This is a genomic window from Pseudomonas sp. TH34, assembly GCF_016650865.1.
GTDB classification, from domain to species: Bacteria; Pseudomonadota; Gammaproteobacteria; order Pseudomonadales; family Pseudomonadaceae; genus Aquipseudomonas; species Aquipseudomonas yamanorum.
In genome coordinates this window covers 21,284-37,849 of the sequence record NZ_JAEKFB010000028.1, presented here as the reverse complement: position 1 = coordinate 37,849, position 16,566 = coordinate 21,284, and the positions used below count along the sequence as shown (strand labels likewise).

General features: G+C 61.2%; 10 protein-coding genes and 1 pseudogene. 8 read left to right on the top strand and 3 right to left on the bottom strand.

The window, feature by feature from the left end; translation table 11 throughout:
* From JFU58_RS21040 to JFU58_RS21030, 3 genes are all read left to right on the top strand, one after another.
* A partial coding sequence (locus JFU58_RS21040; protein ID WP_201142091.1) for an LLM class flavin-dependent oxidoreductase occupies positions 1-1,276 on the top strand: 1,276 nt, incomplete at its 5' end.
* 96 nt (positions 1,277-1,372) lie between these two features.
* Positions 1,373-3,319 (top strand): hybrid sensor histidine kinase/response regulator, encoded by a 1,947-nt coding sequence (locus JFU58_RS21035; RefSeq protein ID WP_177069745.1) that lies wholly within the window; start codon positions 1,373-1,375, stop codon positions 3,317-3,319.
* A 32-nt stretch (positions 3,320-3,351) separates the two neighbouring features.
* Positions 3,352-3,954, top strand: coding sequence for a dTMP kinase (locus JFU58_RS21030; RefSeq protein WP_093209958.1), 603 nt, complete (start codon positions 3,352-3,354; stop codon positions 3,952-3,954).
* Here the strand turns inward: JFU58_RS21030 and JFU58_RS21025 are convergent.
* Both JFU58_RS21025 and JFU58_RS21020 read right to left on the bottom strand, forming a co-directional pair.
* Positions 3,937-9,393 carry a WGR domain-containing protein gene (locus JFU58_RS21025; protein WP_201142089.1) on the bottom strand — a complete coding sequence of 1,819 codons (5,457 nt, stop codon included), beginning with the start codon at positions 9,391-9,393 and terminating at the stop codon, positions 3,937-3,939. The two genes, JFU58_RS21030 and JFU58_RS21025, sit on opposite strands and share 18 nt — an antisense overlap.
* Positions 9,381-10,583 carry a M48 family metalloprotease gene (locus JFU58_RS21020; RefSeq protein ID WP_201142087.1) on the bottom strand — a complete coding sequence of 401 codons (1,203 nt, stop codon included), beginning with the start codon at positions 10,581-10,583 and terminating at the stop codon, positions 9,381-9,383. The genes JFU58_RS21025 and JFU58_RS21020 overlap by 13 nt, the downstream gene beginning before the upstream one ends.
* A 271-nt stretch (positions 10,584-10,854) precedes the next feature.
* On the opposite strand from JFU58_RS21020, the gene JFU58_RS21015 reads away from it, so the two are divergent.
* Genes JFU58_RS21015 through JFU58_RS21000 form a run of 4 tightly spaced genes read left to right on the top strand, consistent with a single transcriptional unit; the run spans position 10,855 to position 15,126 of the window.
* Positions 10,855-11,265, top strand: a complete 411-nt coding sequence (locus tag JFU58_RS21015) for a cytidine deaminase (RefSeq protein ID WP_063030171.1) — start codon at positions 10,855-10,857, stop codon at positions 11,263-11,265.
* Positions 11,266-11,319: 54 nt separating this feature from the next.
* Positions 11,320-12,585, top strand: coding sequence for a NupC/NupG family nucleoside CNT transporter (locus JFU58_RS21010; RefSeq protein WP_017480294.1), 1,266 nt, complete (start codon positions 11,320-11,322; stop codon positions 12,583-12,585).
* A gap of 10 nt (positions 12,586-12,595) precedes the next feature.
* Positions 12,596-13,903, top strand: a complete 1,308-nt coding sequence (gene deoA, locus JFU58_RS21005) for a thymidine phosphorylase (RefSeq protein WP_063030169.1) — start codon at positions 12,596-12,598, stop codon at positions 13,901-13,903.
* On the top strand, positions 13,900-15,126 hold the full coding sequence (locus JFU58_RS21000) for a phosphopentomutase (protein WP_201142085.1): 1,227 nt from the start codon (positions 13,900-13,902) through the stop codon (positions 15,124-15,126). The genes deoA and JFU58_RS21000 overlap by 4 nt, the downstream gene beginning before the upstream one ends.
* An 86-nt stretch (positions 15,127-15,212) precedes the next feature.
* Here JFU58_RS21000 and JFU58_RS20995 read toward each other — a convergent pair whose 3' ends face one another.
* Complete coding sequence (locus JFU58_RS20995; RefSeq protein WP_063030165.1) at positions 15,213-16,118, bottom strand: LysR family transcriptional regulator; 906 nt, start codon at positions 16,116-16,118, stop codon at positions 15,213-15,215.
* Positions 16,119-16,325: 207 nt separating this feature from the next.
* Here JFU58_RS20995 and JFU58_RS20990 point away from each other — a divergent pair.
* Positions 16,326-16,513 (top strand): annotated as a pseudogene (locus JFU58_RS20990) (SDR family oxidoreductase); the annotation flags it as partial.
* Positions 16,514-16,566 lie beyond the last annotated feature (53 nt).

The window sequence follows — 16,566 nt, the reverse complement described above, 5'->3', positions numbered from 1 at the left end:
CCGCCACAATCTATGGCTCGACCCTCAACTGCCGGCCGATGCCAGCGTCAACGTCGACTGGTACATCGACATCGCACGCCAGGCCGAGGCAGCGTTGTTCGACTTGATATTTATCGTCGACAGCCAGTTCATCACCCCGGGCTCGCCATCCCACTACCTGAATCGGCTGGAGCCGCTGACATTGTTGTCGGCACTGGCCGTGAGCACCCGGCATCTGGGCTTGGTCGGCACGCTGACCACCTCTTACAACTCGCCCTATAACGTTGCGCGGCGCCTGGCCTCACTCGACCTGATCAGCAAAGGCCGCGCTGGCTGGAATGTGGTCACCAGTGGCGACGCCGGTACCGCCGGCAACTACAGTCGCGACGAACATTATGACTACGACACCCGCTATGGCCGGGCAGCCGAACACGTCCAGGTGGTGCAGGGGCTGTGGAACTCCTATGAGGAAGAGGCTTTCGTGCGTGACCGCGCCACCGGCCAATTTCTCGACCCGAGCAAACTCCATAGCCTGAACCACAAAGGCGAGCACTTTTCGGTGGTCGGGCCGCTGAATATCCAGCGCTCATCCCAAGGCCAACCGGTGATCTTCCAGGCCGGCGATTCGGAACAAGGCCGCGACCTCGGCGCCGCCACCGCCGATGTGATCTTCACCCACGCGGCCAGCATCGAGCAGGGCCAGGCGTTCTACCGGGATATCAAGGGCAGGGCGGTGCAACATGGCCGTGATCCGGAGCAATTGCTGGTGATGCCCGGCGCCGAGATTTACGTGGGCGACACTGATGAGCATGCCCGTGAAATCGAACAGCACTACCATCAGGCCGATCACAGTTTTGAGCTGGCGCTGAAGGAGTTTGGGCGTAATTTTGGCTGGCATGATTTCAGCCAGTACGACCTGGATGCTCCGTTTCCGCAGGAAAGCCTGGAGGCTGCCCGCAGCAGTTTTTTCACGGCGGCCAAACGGATTGCTGACCAGGCCCGGGACAAAGGCTTTACGTTGCGCCAGGCGGTGGAGTTTGGACGGCAGTTGCGCCCGGGGGCGTTTGTCGGGTCGGCGGAGACCGTCGCGGGGAAAATGGCTGACTGGTTTGAAGCCCGTGCGGTGGATGGTTTTAACATCTACATCGGCCATCCGGAGCAGTTCAACCGATTCACCCAGGAGGTCATCCCGTTGTTGCAGGCGCGTGGCGTGTATCGCACGGCGTATGAAGGAACGACGCTGCGGGAAAGCCTGGGGTTGCAGATTCCGCGCTTTGCTTGCAACGGCGGTGTTTGACTCAAAAAGGGCGTTCAGATGAATAAACTGGTTGGCAGCGGAATTTTTTAGACATACTGAGGGTTCAAGCCACTCATTTGTCCCGAGACTTTCCTGATGCCATCCCAACCCGTACAAGGGTCGTTCAATCAGGACGACCGGTATCGACTGCTCGTCGACGCAGTAGTCGACTACGCCATCTACATGCTGGATACGAACGGGTTGATTCGTAGCTGGAACTCGGGGGCGAAGAAGATCAAGCAGTACGAACAGAGTGAAGTGCTGGGCAGGCATTTTTCGCTGTTTTACACCCCGGAAGATCTGGCCTCGGACTTGCCCGCCCGAGCGCTCAAAAGCGCCGAACAGTCAGGCCGCTTCGAGGGCGAAGGCTGGCGTATCAGGAAAGATGGCACGCGTCTGTGGGCGCTGGTCATTATCGACCCGATACGCGCCGACGATGGCACGCTGATTGGCTTCGCCAAAGTCACACGGGACTTGACCGAGCGCAAGGCTGCGGAGCAGGCCCTGCGTCAGAGCGAGCAGCAATTCAGCCTGCTGGTGCAAGGCGTTACCGACTACGCGCTCTATATGCTCGATCCCAACGGCGTGATCACCACCTGGAACGCCGGTGCCCAGCGCATCAAGGGATATGAACCGGCAGAAGTCATCGGCAAACACTACTCGCTGTTTTTCCAGCGTGAGGATGCAGACAACAAGGTCCCGCAGCGCGCCCTTGAAACGGTTATCCGGGAAGGCCGGTATGAAGGGCAGGGTTGGCGCCTGCGCAAAGACGGCACGGGATTCCTGGCCCATGTCGTTATCGATCCGATAAAGAATGAGCAGGGCGAGCTCGTGGGTTTCGCGAAAATCACCCGGGACGTTACCGAGAGCGTTCAGGCTCAACAGGAGATCAAGGAAACCCGGGAGGCGTTATTCCAGGCCCAGAAAATGGAGTCTCTGGGGCAGCTCACCGGCGGTATCGCCCATGACTTCAACAACCTCCTCATGGTGATTCTGGGGAGCCTCGAACTCGCCAAGAAGCGTGTCCCTCAGGACTCCAGAACCTACTCATTACTGAATAATGCCATCGCCGGCGCCCAGCGCGGTGCGACGCTGACTCAGCGGATGCTGGCCTTTGCCCGTCGCCAGGAGCTTGATCCGCAGCCAGTGGATGTGGGGGATCTGATCAGAAACATGTCAGACCTGCTGTCCCGCATGTTAGGCGCAGGCATCAGCGTCGACACACAGTTCCCACTGGTCCTGCGGCCTGTGCTGGTCGACATGAGCCAACTGGAAATGGCCGTCATGAACCTGGTGATCAACGCCCGGGACGCCATGGAAGGCCGGGGCAGGATTCTGATTTCGGCGAGGGAGGATTCGTTTCCCGGCAGGCCGGATGACTCGGAAAGGCTGATTTGCATCGCTGTCATCGACACCGGCCCCGGAATGAATGACGCGACCTTGCAGCGGGCCATGGAGCCGTTCTTCACCACCAAGGGCGCGGGAAAAGGCACGGGGCTCGGCCTTTCGATGGTTCATGGCCTGGCAGCACAGTCACAGGGCCACTTTGTGCTGAAGAGCAAGGAAGGAGAGGGCACAACCGCAGAACTTTGGTTACCGGTGGCGGTGATGGATACCACGCAGTCTGCGGCGGTGGCATCCACTGCAAACACGCCAGCTGCCTCCCATCAGCAAAGCCTCGAGATTCTGCTGGTAGACGACGACCCGCTGGTGCTGATCAGCACGGGAGCCATGCTTGAAGATCTGGGCCATCATGTTGTGGCGGCGGCAGACGGGCACGCTGCGTTGGCGTTCCTGGCGCAAGGCACGCGCTTTGACTTGGTCATTACGGACATGGCAATGCCGGATATGACGGGGATTGAGCTGGCCGGCAACATCGAGGCGCTGTACCCCAAGATTCCCATCATTCTTTCGTCTGGATTTGCAGAGATATCCCTGAACCTCAAAACCACACTGACGCGCTTGCCCAAGCCATTTGATCAATCGGCATTGGCGAAAGTGATCGCCGAAACCCTGCGCACCCGGATCGAAAAGCCGTGTTGAATGAGAGCACTGACCGCCCACTCTTTGTTTCCATGGACGGGCCCAAGGGCACCGGCAAGACCACACTGCTGGAAGCCGTTACGAAAGCACTGAGGGCTGACAACAAAAAGGTGATCCGGCTGTGCGAGAGAAAAAGCGATCCCTACCGAAGTGAAACAATGGTCCTCGTTAACCAACTCGCCAGAACGCCCAGCCGGGAGTTGGAGTGGGAGGTGTGTAAGCGCTTCGCCAACAGCCGTGCCTGGATTTCCCGACACGTGCTGACTCAACAGCCGACAGACAGCATTGTCTTGATTGACCGCTGGTACCCGTCGGATGCCGCATTTCGCCGGGGAGTCCCGTTGACAGATATCCTGCAGTTGAACAGTGATCGAAACGTGCAAGTGCCGGACCTGCATGTCGGGGTGGTCACCGACCCCGATATTTCATGGGCAAGGGCCGCTGCACGCCGGCGCGGGCTGAGCAGCACCGTGATCCACAGGCTGGAAGAACACATCGCCTGTACCCAGGCGTTCGAGCGAGCGGTTGCGGATCACGGCTGGGTGTTGTGCCGTAATGAAGGAACCATTGACGGCGCGACACAGCAGGTCATTTCCGAGATTTACAACGTCCTTGAATCATCCCGGTGTGATTGACCCCGCCTGCTCTTGATAGCCTTTGCGCAGTTTCTCCGCGATCAGCTTTTCCGCTTCGCGCACTGCGCGTTCGGGGCTGTCGAGGGACTTGATCAAGGTCTGGCCCTTGGTGCCGATGCGACCGAAGTTCACCACCACGTCCGCCTCCGTGACGCCGATACGCCAGAACTTGTTGGAGTTGCCTTCGCCAAAGGTGAACTCACGCATCGGGGTCTGTGCTTCAGGGGCTGGCGACGCCTCGACCTCGACGGTTTCGGGTTCCACTTCCTGTTCAGGTTCTGGCAGCGCAGGCGCCTCTTCACCCCGTAGCAGCGCTTCAATCTGACTCAGCACCTCTTCCGGGGCCCGCAGCCAGTCATGGCTGAGCACGTCGATAATCTTCCAGCCGAAACTGCGCAGCACGGTCGGGCGGAAGATATAACGCTCACGCACGTCAGTCGCGGCCGCCGTATCGCCGTCCAGCAACACGCCGAGGCTGAAGTGTTCACCGCTGGCGTCACTGATCGCCAGGTCGCAGCGGAACTGCGAACGACCGACGTATTCCTGCACCGTATGCCCGCGTTTACGCAACGCGGCGGCGAGGGCGCTGCGCAGGCTGTCCCTGGGCAGGCTGACCGCAAAGGATTGCTTGGCGCCCGGGTTGAGGTTGGCGAGGATGCCCTGGGAGCGCGGCGCGTCGCCGTTGGCGCTGGCCTGGGCGAATTGCAGGAACCCGCGCAGTGCAGCGGCACCGTCATTGTGGGTGTTGGTGATGGCATCCGCTTCGATGCTGGAGACGATCGCCATGCGCTTGCGCGCGCGGCTGAAGATCACGTTCAGGCGTTTTTCCCCGCCGCGCTGGTTGATGGGGCCGAAGTTCATCAGCATCTTGCCGTTCGGTCCTGGCGCGTAGCAGATGCTCAGGATGATCACGTCGCGTTCATCCCCCTGGACGTTCTCCAGGTTCTTGACGAACAGGCCGTTGAACTGCCCGGCGTCTTCACGCACATACTCTTGCTCAAGGCGCGTGGCAAAGGCCGAGTCACTGGCGGCCAAGTCCTCCAAGGCCTGCTCGATGGCCCCTTGCTGGGCTTCAGAGAAGGCCACGATGCCCAGGCTCAGGCCGGTCTCGCGCTGCAGCAGTTCACGCACCAGGTTGGCGATGTAGCGTGCTTCGGCCAGGTTGCTGCGGCTCAGGTAGACGCCATCGCTCATCTTCAGAAAGCTGATCGGGCTGTCGAGCAGCGTATCGGCACCCTGAATCACCGCCTGGGCATCCATGGAGTCCAGGGCCGCTTGGGCCGGGGCCGGGCGCTCGATACGCCGGTCGGGAATGGTGATCAACCGGCCTTCATAGAACGCCGCGTTGGAGAAGCTGATCAACGCTTCATGGCGGCTGCGGTAGTGCCAGGCCAACAGGGTTGCCGGCAAATTACGCGCGGCCTGGCTCAGCAGGCTGTCGGCGTCGAGGTTGATTGCGATCTGCTCGCCGTCCTCCATGGCAATCAGTTCGTTATCGTCCTGTTCGCCGGCGCTGGAGAAGAAGTTGGTGGGTGGCAATTGCATCTCGTCACCCACCACGATCACCTGTTGCGCACGACTCAAGGCCGGCACGGCTTCTTCGCTGGGGATCTGGCTGGCTTCGTCGAAAATCACCACGTCGAACAGGTCCGGGGTCAGCGGCAGCGTGTCGGACACCGACAGCGGGCTCATCAGCCAGATAGGCTTGAGGTCGTTGATCACGCGGCCACTGTCACCACTCGCCATTTCACGGATGGAGCGATAACGCATGGTCTTGCCCAGCTCGTGCTCCAGTTCACGGCGGCCCTTGGCATAGGCTTTCTTGAACTCACGGGCCTGGGCGTCCAGCTGAGTCACCGACATCGCCGATTGCTTCACGTGTTCCAGGAAACGCTGGTGCAGCGTGGCGCTGAGCACATGGGCGTTGTGTTTGAGCAGGCTGCTTTCAGCCTGGCTGACCTGCCGCGCGGCCAGGCTCAAGGCCGGGCCATCGAAGCGCGCCAGTTGCGGGTTGGCACGATACAGGCGGGTCAGGTTTTCCTGGGCAATCAACCCATCCAGCGCCTTTTGCGCCAAGGCGTGCTGTTGCACGGCCAACAGGCAGACGGGGTCGGCCTGGTGCAGCTCATTGAGCAGGGGCAGGGTGTCGGGCAGTTCCTCGAGTTCTTCACGCAGGTCGCGCAAGTATTCGGCCAACTCGCCCAGGCTCGGTGCCGGTTCAAACATGCAGTGCTGGGCAACCAGCTCGGCCAGGCGTGCAACCGGCTGGCGCAGGCTGGCTTCCTGGCGTACACCCGGCAGGGGGTTCGGGTTACCGCGCAGGCCTTCGACCCACTGGCGCAATAACGGTGATGTGCTCAGTTGCTGGAGCAGGGCTTGCAGGTTTTGCACGAACTGGTCGATGTCCTGGATGCAGTAGCGGCTTTGCAGGCGCTGCTGCTCGGCCTGCAACTCGGCGGTGGCGCGGTGTTCGCCGGCCAGGTTATCGAGCACGCTGCGGTAGCTGGGGCGCACCGCGTGCTGGCTGAAGTCGTAGCGCCGTTGCAACTCGCCGCGCAGCCGCCACCAGGCCGGTTGCAGCCAACGCAGCAACGAGCCCTCCAGGCGCTGCACCAGATCCTGTGCGGCCTGGGTGTCCTGGGGCGCGAGTTTGTCGCGCCAATGGCGGGTGGTTTCAGCGGCGTTGTGTTGTTGCACGGTCAGCGTTTGCAGCGCGGCTTGTTCGGCCTGCAACGCCTGGGAACCGGGTGAGCCCGGTTCCAGCAGGTCGAGGTGCGATGCCAGGTTGGCGCCGGTCAGTTGTTCGGCTGCCTGGGTCAGCACCCGCGCATCCGCCAGGCGGGTATCACTGGAGAGCAGGCTGGAGGATGACTCCAGAAACGGCTCGACGCTGTCCATCAACCCACCGGCTTCCTCCAGGAACGCCTTGAGCTGGCCATAGGCATGTTCGTGGGTAATGAGGCTTGAGGCCAGATGGCTGAAAGGGTGACGCGCAAAACTGTCGAGGCCGAAGCGCTCATTGATCGCCTGATACACGCGGCCAGTCAGTTCACTTTGCGCCTGCCAGTGACGCCATTCGGGCAAGCGTTCCAGGACTTCGGGCGGCAGCTTGGCAGCGACGGCCGGCAGGTCGATCAGATGCCGCACCAGTTCGCGCACCGAGCAGGCCAGGGTTTCCGGTACCTCGGTCATGGCCTGTTCAAAGCGCTCGATCAGACCCAACTGTTGGCCCAGCGTGGCCAGTGTGGCGCTGCGTCGGGCTTGCAACTGCGACGACTGGGCATCGCCGGCAATCCAGCGCTCATAGCATTCGCGCAGGTTGCCCACGAAGGCCTTTTTGTCGGTCTGGGAGTCGTGAATCAGACAGCACAACTCACCCAGTTCACTCTGTTGCAGGCGATGGAACACCACATCCAGTGCCGCGCGCTTTTCGCACACGAACAGCACCCGCAGGCCACGGCCAGCGTAGTCGGCGATCAGGTTGGTGATGGTCTGGGACTTGCCGGTACCCGGCGGCCCCTGAATGATGAAATTGCGCCCGGTGCGGGCCAGGCTAACGGCGGCATTCTGCGTCGCATCGCCGGCCACCACGTTCCATTGTTCCGGCAGCGGGATCGGGTCCGGGGCCTGGACTTCCACCTCCCGCGGCTCAATGGAGAACATCCGGTCAAACGCTTCGTTCTGCGCAGGCTCGTCGATCAACTGCGCGTAATCGCGCACCAGCGACATCTTGCGATAGTTGAAGTTGGCCAGGGTGACCTGGGTCAGGTCGATGTCCCAGGCGTAGCGATGCCCCTGATTCTCGGGCAAAGCGTAGGTGCTGTTTTCAGTGCTGCGGGCGACCATTTGTGGATGATGGTCGCGCAGCGAAGGTTTGCCACCTACCGCCAGGCGCAGCGGCAACACGCTGGGCAGGACTTTTTGCTGGAACAGTTGCAGGCCCAACGGGCGGTAGTCTTCGCGGTCGTAGCTGAAATCCGGCTTCACCAACGGCATAGCCGAGCGCTGACGGGCGCGGCGCCGCTGGAAGTGCTGCAGGTGCTGCACTGCCTTCTGGTGGATCAGCTCGATTTGCGGTTTGCTTTGCAGGCGCAACTCCACGCCGGGCTCGGTCAGCTTGATCTGGCGCGCAATATCCGCGTGGATTTCTTCAAGCGAGGTTTTTTGCAGGTCGACGGTTTCCGGCAACTGGATATCGTAGAGCTGGCGCAACTGATGACGCAGTACCGGGTTGAATTCGGCCTCGGTCTCATCGCACTGCAACATGAACTGGTCGCGCACACCTTTTTTGCGGCTCAGCTCCACCGGCAGCCACAGCAGCGGGGTGACGATGCGTTCTTCCGGCGTGTCCTTGAGGTTGTGCCAGCGCATGAACGCGACCACCAGGCGCAGGTTGCTGAAGCCGAACTCGGCACGATCGCGGCGGGTTTCCTGGATGATGCGTTCCAGGGACGCCTGCAGCCAGGTCTGGTCTTCAAACCGCAGCCATTGCTGCAGGCCAACCGGCTTGCCGCTCAACACCTGCTCGGAGAAACCACCGAAGGTAGGCTGCCAGGTGCACAGCGATTCAGGTCGGATGCTTTCGATCCGCATCACCAGCGGCACGCTGGCCACGGTCAGGTTGACGTTGGCCTGGGTCGGCCGGAAGTGCAGCAGGCGATTGCGCCGCGACAGGTCGAACAGCCGGTTGCGCAGGTGCTCCAGCACCACGGTGCGCCGCGACGCCGGGCCTTCGGCCTGGGCCAGCACACGCTCGACATCCAGGCTGGCCGGCTGCTCGCGCCAGGACTCCAGGCGCCGGGCCAGGGAACTGACATCGGTGGCGCGCTCATGCCGGTTGAGTTCGGTCATCTCGACGATCAGGTTGGCCAGCACCGGGTTGAGCCGGCTGTTGAGCTGAAACAGGTTGCGCCGGTGCCGGGCAAAGGTCTTTACGTCGTTGATATCGGCAAAGTCCAACCCGCAGGCCAGGCACGCCAGCAACTGCCCGAGCTGGAAAATATCGGTGATTTCGTCGTGATGCCCGAGACGATGCTCCCAGCTGTGCAAGTCCGTGAGGAACACCGGGTGGTCGATGGCCTGGTGCGGGTCTTCCTGCACGTGCAGGTCGGTAATGGCCACGCCACTTTCCGAATCCCGGGTCAGGCGTACCGTGCCGACGATATTCAGCGCCGACTCCGGATTGGGCTGCACTTGCTTGATCGCTTCCAGCGCCAGGCGCGGCGGCACACCTTCGGGGTTACGCAGTTGCAGGGTGCGCTCCGGCCCTTGCAGCACGTCGAGATAGCTGAGCTGGGCGACACGCCCCTGATCATGCAGTTGCGCCACCTGGCGCAGCAGCGGCAACGCCAGGAACACCACATCATCGATAGGCACGGCAGCGCCATCGTGGCTCTGCAGCAATTGAGTGAAGGTGACGGGTTGGGTTATTGGGTCCATGTGTCGACCTCCGCTTTGAGCGCGCGAACGATCGGGTCGAGCTCACGTTTGGGTAATTTGATATCGCGCTTGAGCACGTTGATAAAGTCGTCAGCGCTGCCGAGCTTCTTCGCGGTGCGCGCGGCATGCAGCAATGCTTCGTCGCGAAGGTCACGGTCCACCAGGCTCAAGTCGAGCATGATGAAGTGCAGGTATTCGTGGATGCTCGCGTCGATACGTTCGGCATTCAGCGTGGCAAGGTCCAGGGGCGTTTCATTGTCTTTCCAGTCAGGAAAGAAGCCACGCACCTGATTGAGCACAACGTCCGACTGCAACACCGAGGCGCCGATAAAGCTGGCGATAAAGCCGCGGGTGAGGGCGGTCAGCTCCACCTGGTCGGTCACATCCAGGCGACTGAGCGACAACGGCCCGCGCAATCGGCGGTGCATCCAGGCGTCCGTCTCCGGGAGCTGCCGCCACCAACTGTCTACCGCCTGGGAACGCAGAAACGCCTCCGGATGCGATACGCCCTGAGACAGCTGTGCATCCTTGCCATCCAGTTCACGGGCCTGCTGCAGATAGCTGGCCGCATCGACGCTGACAATCCCGGTGTGAATCTTCACCAGCGAGGTGATGGACGCTTCCGGCCCACTCGCCACCAGGGCCGCACCGCGGTCGGCGTAGATTTCGGTGTGCAGGCTATATAAACGTGCGGTCTGTTCCAGACTGGCTGGCGTATACACGTCAGCCATCGCGTGATTCAGAATGCGGTCGGCGGTGAGATAGTCCCCATCGTGCTCCGACCACAAACGGTAATGGGCCAGCTCATGCCCCAGCAACGCCAGCAACTCCTGGGCGTCGAGCCGTTCAAGAATCGGCCCGTAGAACACCACATGCACCTCACCGGCCAGGTAATACAGGCTCGCATTCATCACGCCGTCGCCGGCCTGGTAGAGCGTGGCGGGTGCCTGGATCTGCAAGCACTGCAACGCCGTCTCGCAAGCCTGATAGGCCTGCGGGTGAGTCTCGGGGCTCAGGCGATAGGTGTCTCGCAGCAATTGCGCACGGACGTCCTGGGCATGTTCCTGCTGAACACCCAGGGACGAGGCCCAGCTCCACACGGCAGGTTCACTGGTTTTCAGGTACTCAACCACCTGTTGGTGGTAAGGCAGTGGCGTCAGGCTGCTGATGTCCAGCGCGGGGGTACTCATCGTTCAAACGTCCTTGAGGATACGGCTCCATAAGCTGCGCCTGGGCTGGCATCCCGGTATCAGTGATAGGCAATAAACGCGGAGCATACCTAGGGGTTGGGGAAATTACTTGTGAAAGTACACAGCCCGTGTGCGCTGGCGTGTTCAAGCCGTTAACGGTGGGACCTTTGTGCATACGCGCAGAAAAAGATTGAATATTCACATCTATTGTTATTTAAATAACACCACAATAGCGTCACGACCTCCCTGGCCGTGCTCGCAACAAGATGGGATGACCCTGTGCATGACAAGTGAAGAACATTTGATGGAACAGGCAAAGCGTGCCGCCGAGAGCACGTACTCGCCTTACTCCCATTTCCCGGTCGGCGCAGCATTGCTGACTGCCGACGGTGAGGTGGTACAGGGTTGCAACGTGGAGAACATCTCTTACGGGCTGACCAATTGTGCCGAGCGTAGCGCGTTGTTCAGCGCCATCAGCCAGGGCCATGCGCCGGGCAGTTTCAAGGCGATGGCTGTTTATGCACCCAACGTTTCACTGATAAGCCCTTGCGGTGCCTGCCGCCAGGTGATGCTGGAGTTGATGGCCAAGGATGCGGTGGTGATTTGCCAGGGCAGTGACCCTGCCGCCACGCGTACCTGGACCCTGGCGCAATTGCTGCCGGGCGCCTTCGACGCTTTCTAATCCTGGGCAGGCCTTCGGGCCTGCGTCCGCTTGGTCCATTGTTGAGACGCCTGCATGATCAGTCTTGTCGGAATAGCGACCCTTATTCTCATTGCCATTGCTTTATCTCATCAACGACGCTCGATCAACTGGCGCACCGTCTCGGTAGCGTTTCTGATCCAGGTGTTGATCGGTGCTTTTGCGCTGTACGTGCCTTGGGGCCAGACGGTGCTGGCCTCGCTATCGGGGGCGGTGGCCTCGCTGCAGCTCTACGCGAACAAAGGCATCGAGTTTCTGTTTGGCGGCCTGAGTTCGCCGCACATGTTTGAAGTGTTCGGCAGCGGTGGGTTTGTATTCGCGATCCGGGTATTGCCGATGATCGTGTTCTTCGGCAGCTTTATCTCGGTGCTGTATTACATCGGCGTGATGGGCTGGATCATCCGGTTGGTGGGCGGTGCGCTGCGCCTGTTGCTGGGCACCAGCCGCATCGAGTCGATGGTGGTGACGTCGGCGATTTTCATTGGTCAGTCGGAAGTACCGCTGGTGGTACGGCCGTTCATTGCCAAGCTGACTCGCTCGGAGTTATTCGCGGTGATGGTCGGCGGGTTCGCGGCGGTGGCCGGCTCGGTGCTGTTGGGTTACGCCGGGCTGGGGGTGGAGCTCAAGTACCTGATCGCGGCGTGTTTCATGTCGGCGCCCGGTGCGCTGTTGATGGCGAAGCTGATGGAGCCGGAAACCGAATCAGCCCGCACCGAACAGGTGATCGAGGAACTGGGGCAGGCAGAGAATCGCCCCACCAATATCATCGATGCCGCCGCCGAAGGAGCCCAGGTTGGCTTGCGCCTGGCACTGTCCGTCGGTGCCATGCTGCTGGCGTTTATCGCGCTGATCGCCCTGTTCAACGGGCTACTGGGCTGGGCCGGCAACTGGTTTGGCTACCCGCAGTTGACCCTGCAACTGGTGCTCGGGCACGTGCTGGCGCCCATCGCTTTTCTGCTGGGGGTGCCGTGGCACGAGGCGGTCATGGCCGGCGGTTTTATCGGTGAAAAGCTGGTCCTCAACGAGTTCGTCGCCTATGCCGACCTGGCCAACTACCTGACCCCGGCCAAAGCCGCCGAGGCCGGTGTGCCGCTGTTGTCGGTCCACACCCAAGTGATCGTCACCTTCGCCCTGTGCGGCTTTGCCAATCTGTCCTCGATTGCCATTCAGCTGGGCGGCCTGACGGGTATCGCCCCGCAACGCCGCCAAGAACTGGCGCGGCTGGGCCTGCGGGCCATGATCGGCGGCACGCTTTCCAATCTGATGAGTGCGGCGATTGTCGGCTTTTTCATCTCGCTGTAAGGAGCACAGTATGTGGTTGCCACAAGAAGTGATTCGCCGTAAACGCGACGGGCACGCCCTGGCCGCAATGGACATTCAACGGTTTGTCGCCGGCATTGCCGACGGCAGCCTCAGCGATGGGCAGGTCGCGGCGTTCGCTATGGCGGTTTTTATCAAGGGTATGGATGTGACCGAGCGCATCGCCTTGACCGAAGCGATGCGCGACTCCGGCCAAGTATTGAGTTGGGATCTGCCGGGGCCGATCGTGGACAAGCATTCCACCGGCGGCGTCGGCGACATGATCAGCTTGCTGCTGGCACCTCTGCTGGCGGCCTGCGGCTGTTACGTGCCGATGATTTCCGGGCGTGGCCTGGGGCACACCGGCGGCACCCTGGACAAGCTCGAGAGCATCCCCGGTTACGACTGCCAACCCAGCCCTGAACGTTTGCGCACGGTGGTGGCCGAAGTCGGTTGCGCCATCATCGGCCAGACCGCCAACCTTGCACCCGCGGACAAACGTTTATATGTGATCCGCGATGTGACCGGGTCGGTCGAGTCGATTGATCTGATCACCGCATCGATCCTCGGCAAGAAACTCGCCGCCGGCCTCGACGTATTGATCATGGATGTAAAAACCGGCAACGGTGCATTTATGGCCGAGCCCGAACAGGCGCGCGAACTGGCCGCCAGCATCGTCGCCGTGGCCAACGGTGCCGGCGTCAACACCCGCGCCCTGATCACCGACATGAACCAGCCCCTGGCCCGCAGTGCCGGCAATGCCCTGGAGGTTGCCGAAGCCGTAGCACTGCTCAAGGGCGAGGTGCGCAGTGAACGCCTGTGGGCGGTGACCTTGGCCCTGGCTACCGAGGTACTGACGATGGCCGGCCTGGCGAGGGATGAGGCTCAGGCCCGTGATCAATTGCTTCAGGCCTGGCAGAGCGGGGCAGCCTTGCAGCGCTTCGAACAAATGGTCAGCGCCCTGGGTGGCCCGCAGGGCTTTGCTCACAACCCCGATGCGCATTTACCCAAGGCCGCCGTGTCGGTACCGGTGTGGGCCGAGGAGGAGGGCTGCGTCAGCGAGATCGACACCCGGGCGGTGGGCTTGGCGGTGGTGGCATTGGGCGGCGGGCGCAGCCATCCAGACGATGTGCTGGACCTGTCGGTCGGCTTCAGCGAGTTGGCCTTTGTCGGTGAACAGGTGAACGCGCAAAGGCCCTTGGGCTGGGTACACGCGCGCAATACAGAGCAGGCCGGGCAGGGCGCATCCGCCTTGCGCGCAGCCTATCGGTTAGGCGGTGAACGTCTGGCCGAACGTAACTTGATCCAGGAAATACTATGAGCAAGGCCATCGTTTTGGTGCTGGATTCGTTGGGCATCGGTGCCAGTGCCGACGCCGCCCTTTTTGGCGACTCGGGCGCTGACACCTTGCGCCATATCGCCGAGGCGTGCGCCCGTGGCGAAGCCGATGGGCCGTTGCGCCGGGGGCCGTTGTCCCTGCCGAATCTGGGACGCTTGGGATTGGGCGCTGCAGCGGCGGCCAGTGGCGACGGACCGTTGCCGGGCGACTGGGGCGACGCCGCACCGAGCGGTGCCTTCGGCCACGCACGGGAGCAATCGTCTGGCAAAGACACACCGTCCGGGCACTGGGAAATGATGGGCGTGCCGGTGTTGTTCGACTGGGGTTATTTCGAAAAGCCGGTCAACTCCTTTCCGCCACAGTTGCTGGCCGACCTGATTGAACGGGCAAGCTTGCCGGGCATTCTGGGCAACTGCCATGCCTCGGGTACCACGGTGCTGGACGAGTTGGGTGAGGCACACATCCGCAGCAAGCAGCCGATTTGCTACACCTCGGCCGACAGCGTGATGCAGATCGCGGCCCATGAAAGCCATTTCGGGCTCGAGGAGTTGTACCGGGTGTGTGAAATCGCGCGCACCTTGTGCGATGAATACACCGTTGGCAGGGTCATTGCCCGACCGTTCACCGGAGAACACACGGGTGAGTTTCGCCGCACCGGCAATCGCCGCGACTACACCGTGCCGCCGCCCTCGGCGACATTGCTTGATCATCTCTGCGACGCTGGCGGCACCGTGCATGCGGTGGGCAAGATCGGCGATATTTTCGCGCACCGCGGCATCAGTCGGTTGTACAAGGCCGACGGCAACGACGCGCTGTTCGATGCCACGCTCAAGGCTTACACGGAAGCGCCAGACAACAGCCTGGTGTTTGCCAATTTCGTCGACTTCGACATGCTCTACGGGCACCGCCGGGACCTGGCCGGGTATGCGGCCGCGCTGGAAGCGTTCGACCGCAGGTTGCCGGAGTTATTGGCGTTGATGGACCCGCAAACGTTACTGGTCATCAGCGCCGACCACGGTTGTGATCCTTCTCGTCCGGGCAGCGATCACACCCGCGAGCATGTGCCAGTATTGGCTTATGGTGCGGGTGTGGCGGCAGGCTGGTTGGGCGAGCGTGACAGCTTTGCCGATATTGGCCAGACGCTGGCGGCGCATTTGGGGTTGGGGCCGTTGGAGTGGGGAACCTCTTTCAGAAGGGGCCCATGACCAACACGCGTGTCTGGTCTGCGACGTTCTCAATCGCACGGGCTATCTGATGAATGAGCCATACCGCAAGCAGTATTTTTTACTCCTTAAACACGCCGAGGCTCGCCCTCGGCAATTTTGCGCATCAGGCTCAGATAGCGACTCGCTGCCAGCCCCAGGGGGCGGTTCTTTACCCAGATGATATCGACCCATAACCGCATCTGACTTGGCATGTAGTCAAACACCACCTCCGTCAATGCGCCCGAAGTGATCAGGGGTTGTACCAGCGGTTGTGGAAGATAAGCCCAGCCCAATCCTTGCTGCACCAGGTCCAGCGTTGCCAGATAGTTGTCGCTGTGCCAAATCCGCCGTGACAGCACAACACGTGGATCAGAGTCTGTAGGGCCTCCAGTCGCAACGATGATCTGCCGAACGTTGACCAGCTGCTCTTCACTCAAAGGGCGTTTCTTGCCGGCGGCCGCAGGATGATCAGGAGAGGCAACGGCTACCAACAATTGGCTCCCTGCTTCAAGAAACGTCTCCCGCTCGTCAAGCCCTGGTCGTTCAAATCCAAGTGCCAATTGCACACGCCCGTCATGGAGCATGCGCATCGCCTCCGGATGCGACGCGGAGCGAATCTCGATTTCAAGCGTGGGGAACTCGCTGGCGATAATGGACAGCGGACGATTCCATACGCCTGTTTGCAACTCCGGCGCCATCGCAAGGACCAAGCGCTCCTCCAACCCCTGATGAAGCTGGAGCGCATGGGCGTCCAGCAGGTTTAACTGGCTGGCAACCTGGCGTGCCTGGGGCTCCAGTGCTTTGGCGGCGGCCGTAGGAATGGCTTTGCGGGTTGACCGATCGAACAGCAATAAATCCAGCTCTGCTTCAAGCTGCGATACCGCCATGTTAATGGCCGAGGGTACCCGGCCCAATTTGCGTGCGGCGGCAGAAAAGGAGCCGCTGTCGACAACCGCAAGGAAAACTTTGAGTGACTCACTGGTAAAGGCCATAGCAGTTGTCAAATCTTCTGATAATGATCGTCTTTATTTATCAGATTTATTCGCCTAATTTCCACCCCTATTACCAATTAAGTACGTGGGGTACACCATGTTAAATACTGATTTGAGGGGGCAGGTGGCACTTGTCAGTGGTGCCGGGAGTGAAGCGGGTATTGGTATGGCGATCGCACGCAGGCCGGGTGCAGCGGGCGCAAGGGTGGGCATGAACATGGGCTTGCGCTTGAAGTCGCCAAGCAGGGGATTACCGTCAACAGCGTGGCCCCCGCGAAGCGGCGGCGGTTGCATTTCTGGCATCGCCTGACGCCAGTTACATCACGGGGGAAGTCCTCGTGGTGGATGGCGGGAACTGTCTGATCGAGAGCAAAGCCTCTCACGGCGATTATTAAGTTTGAATACGCTCCAGCGCGCTCAATCCACGATATTGGGCGGGGGGCTATAA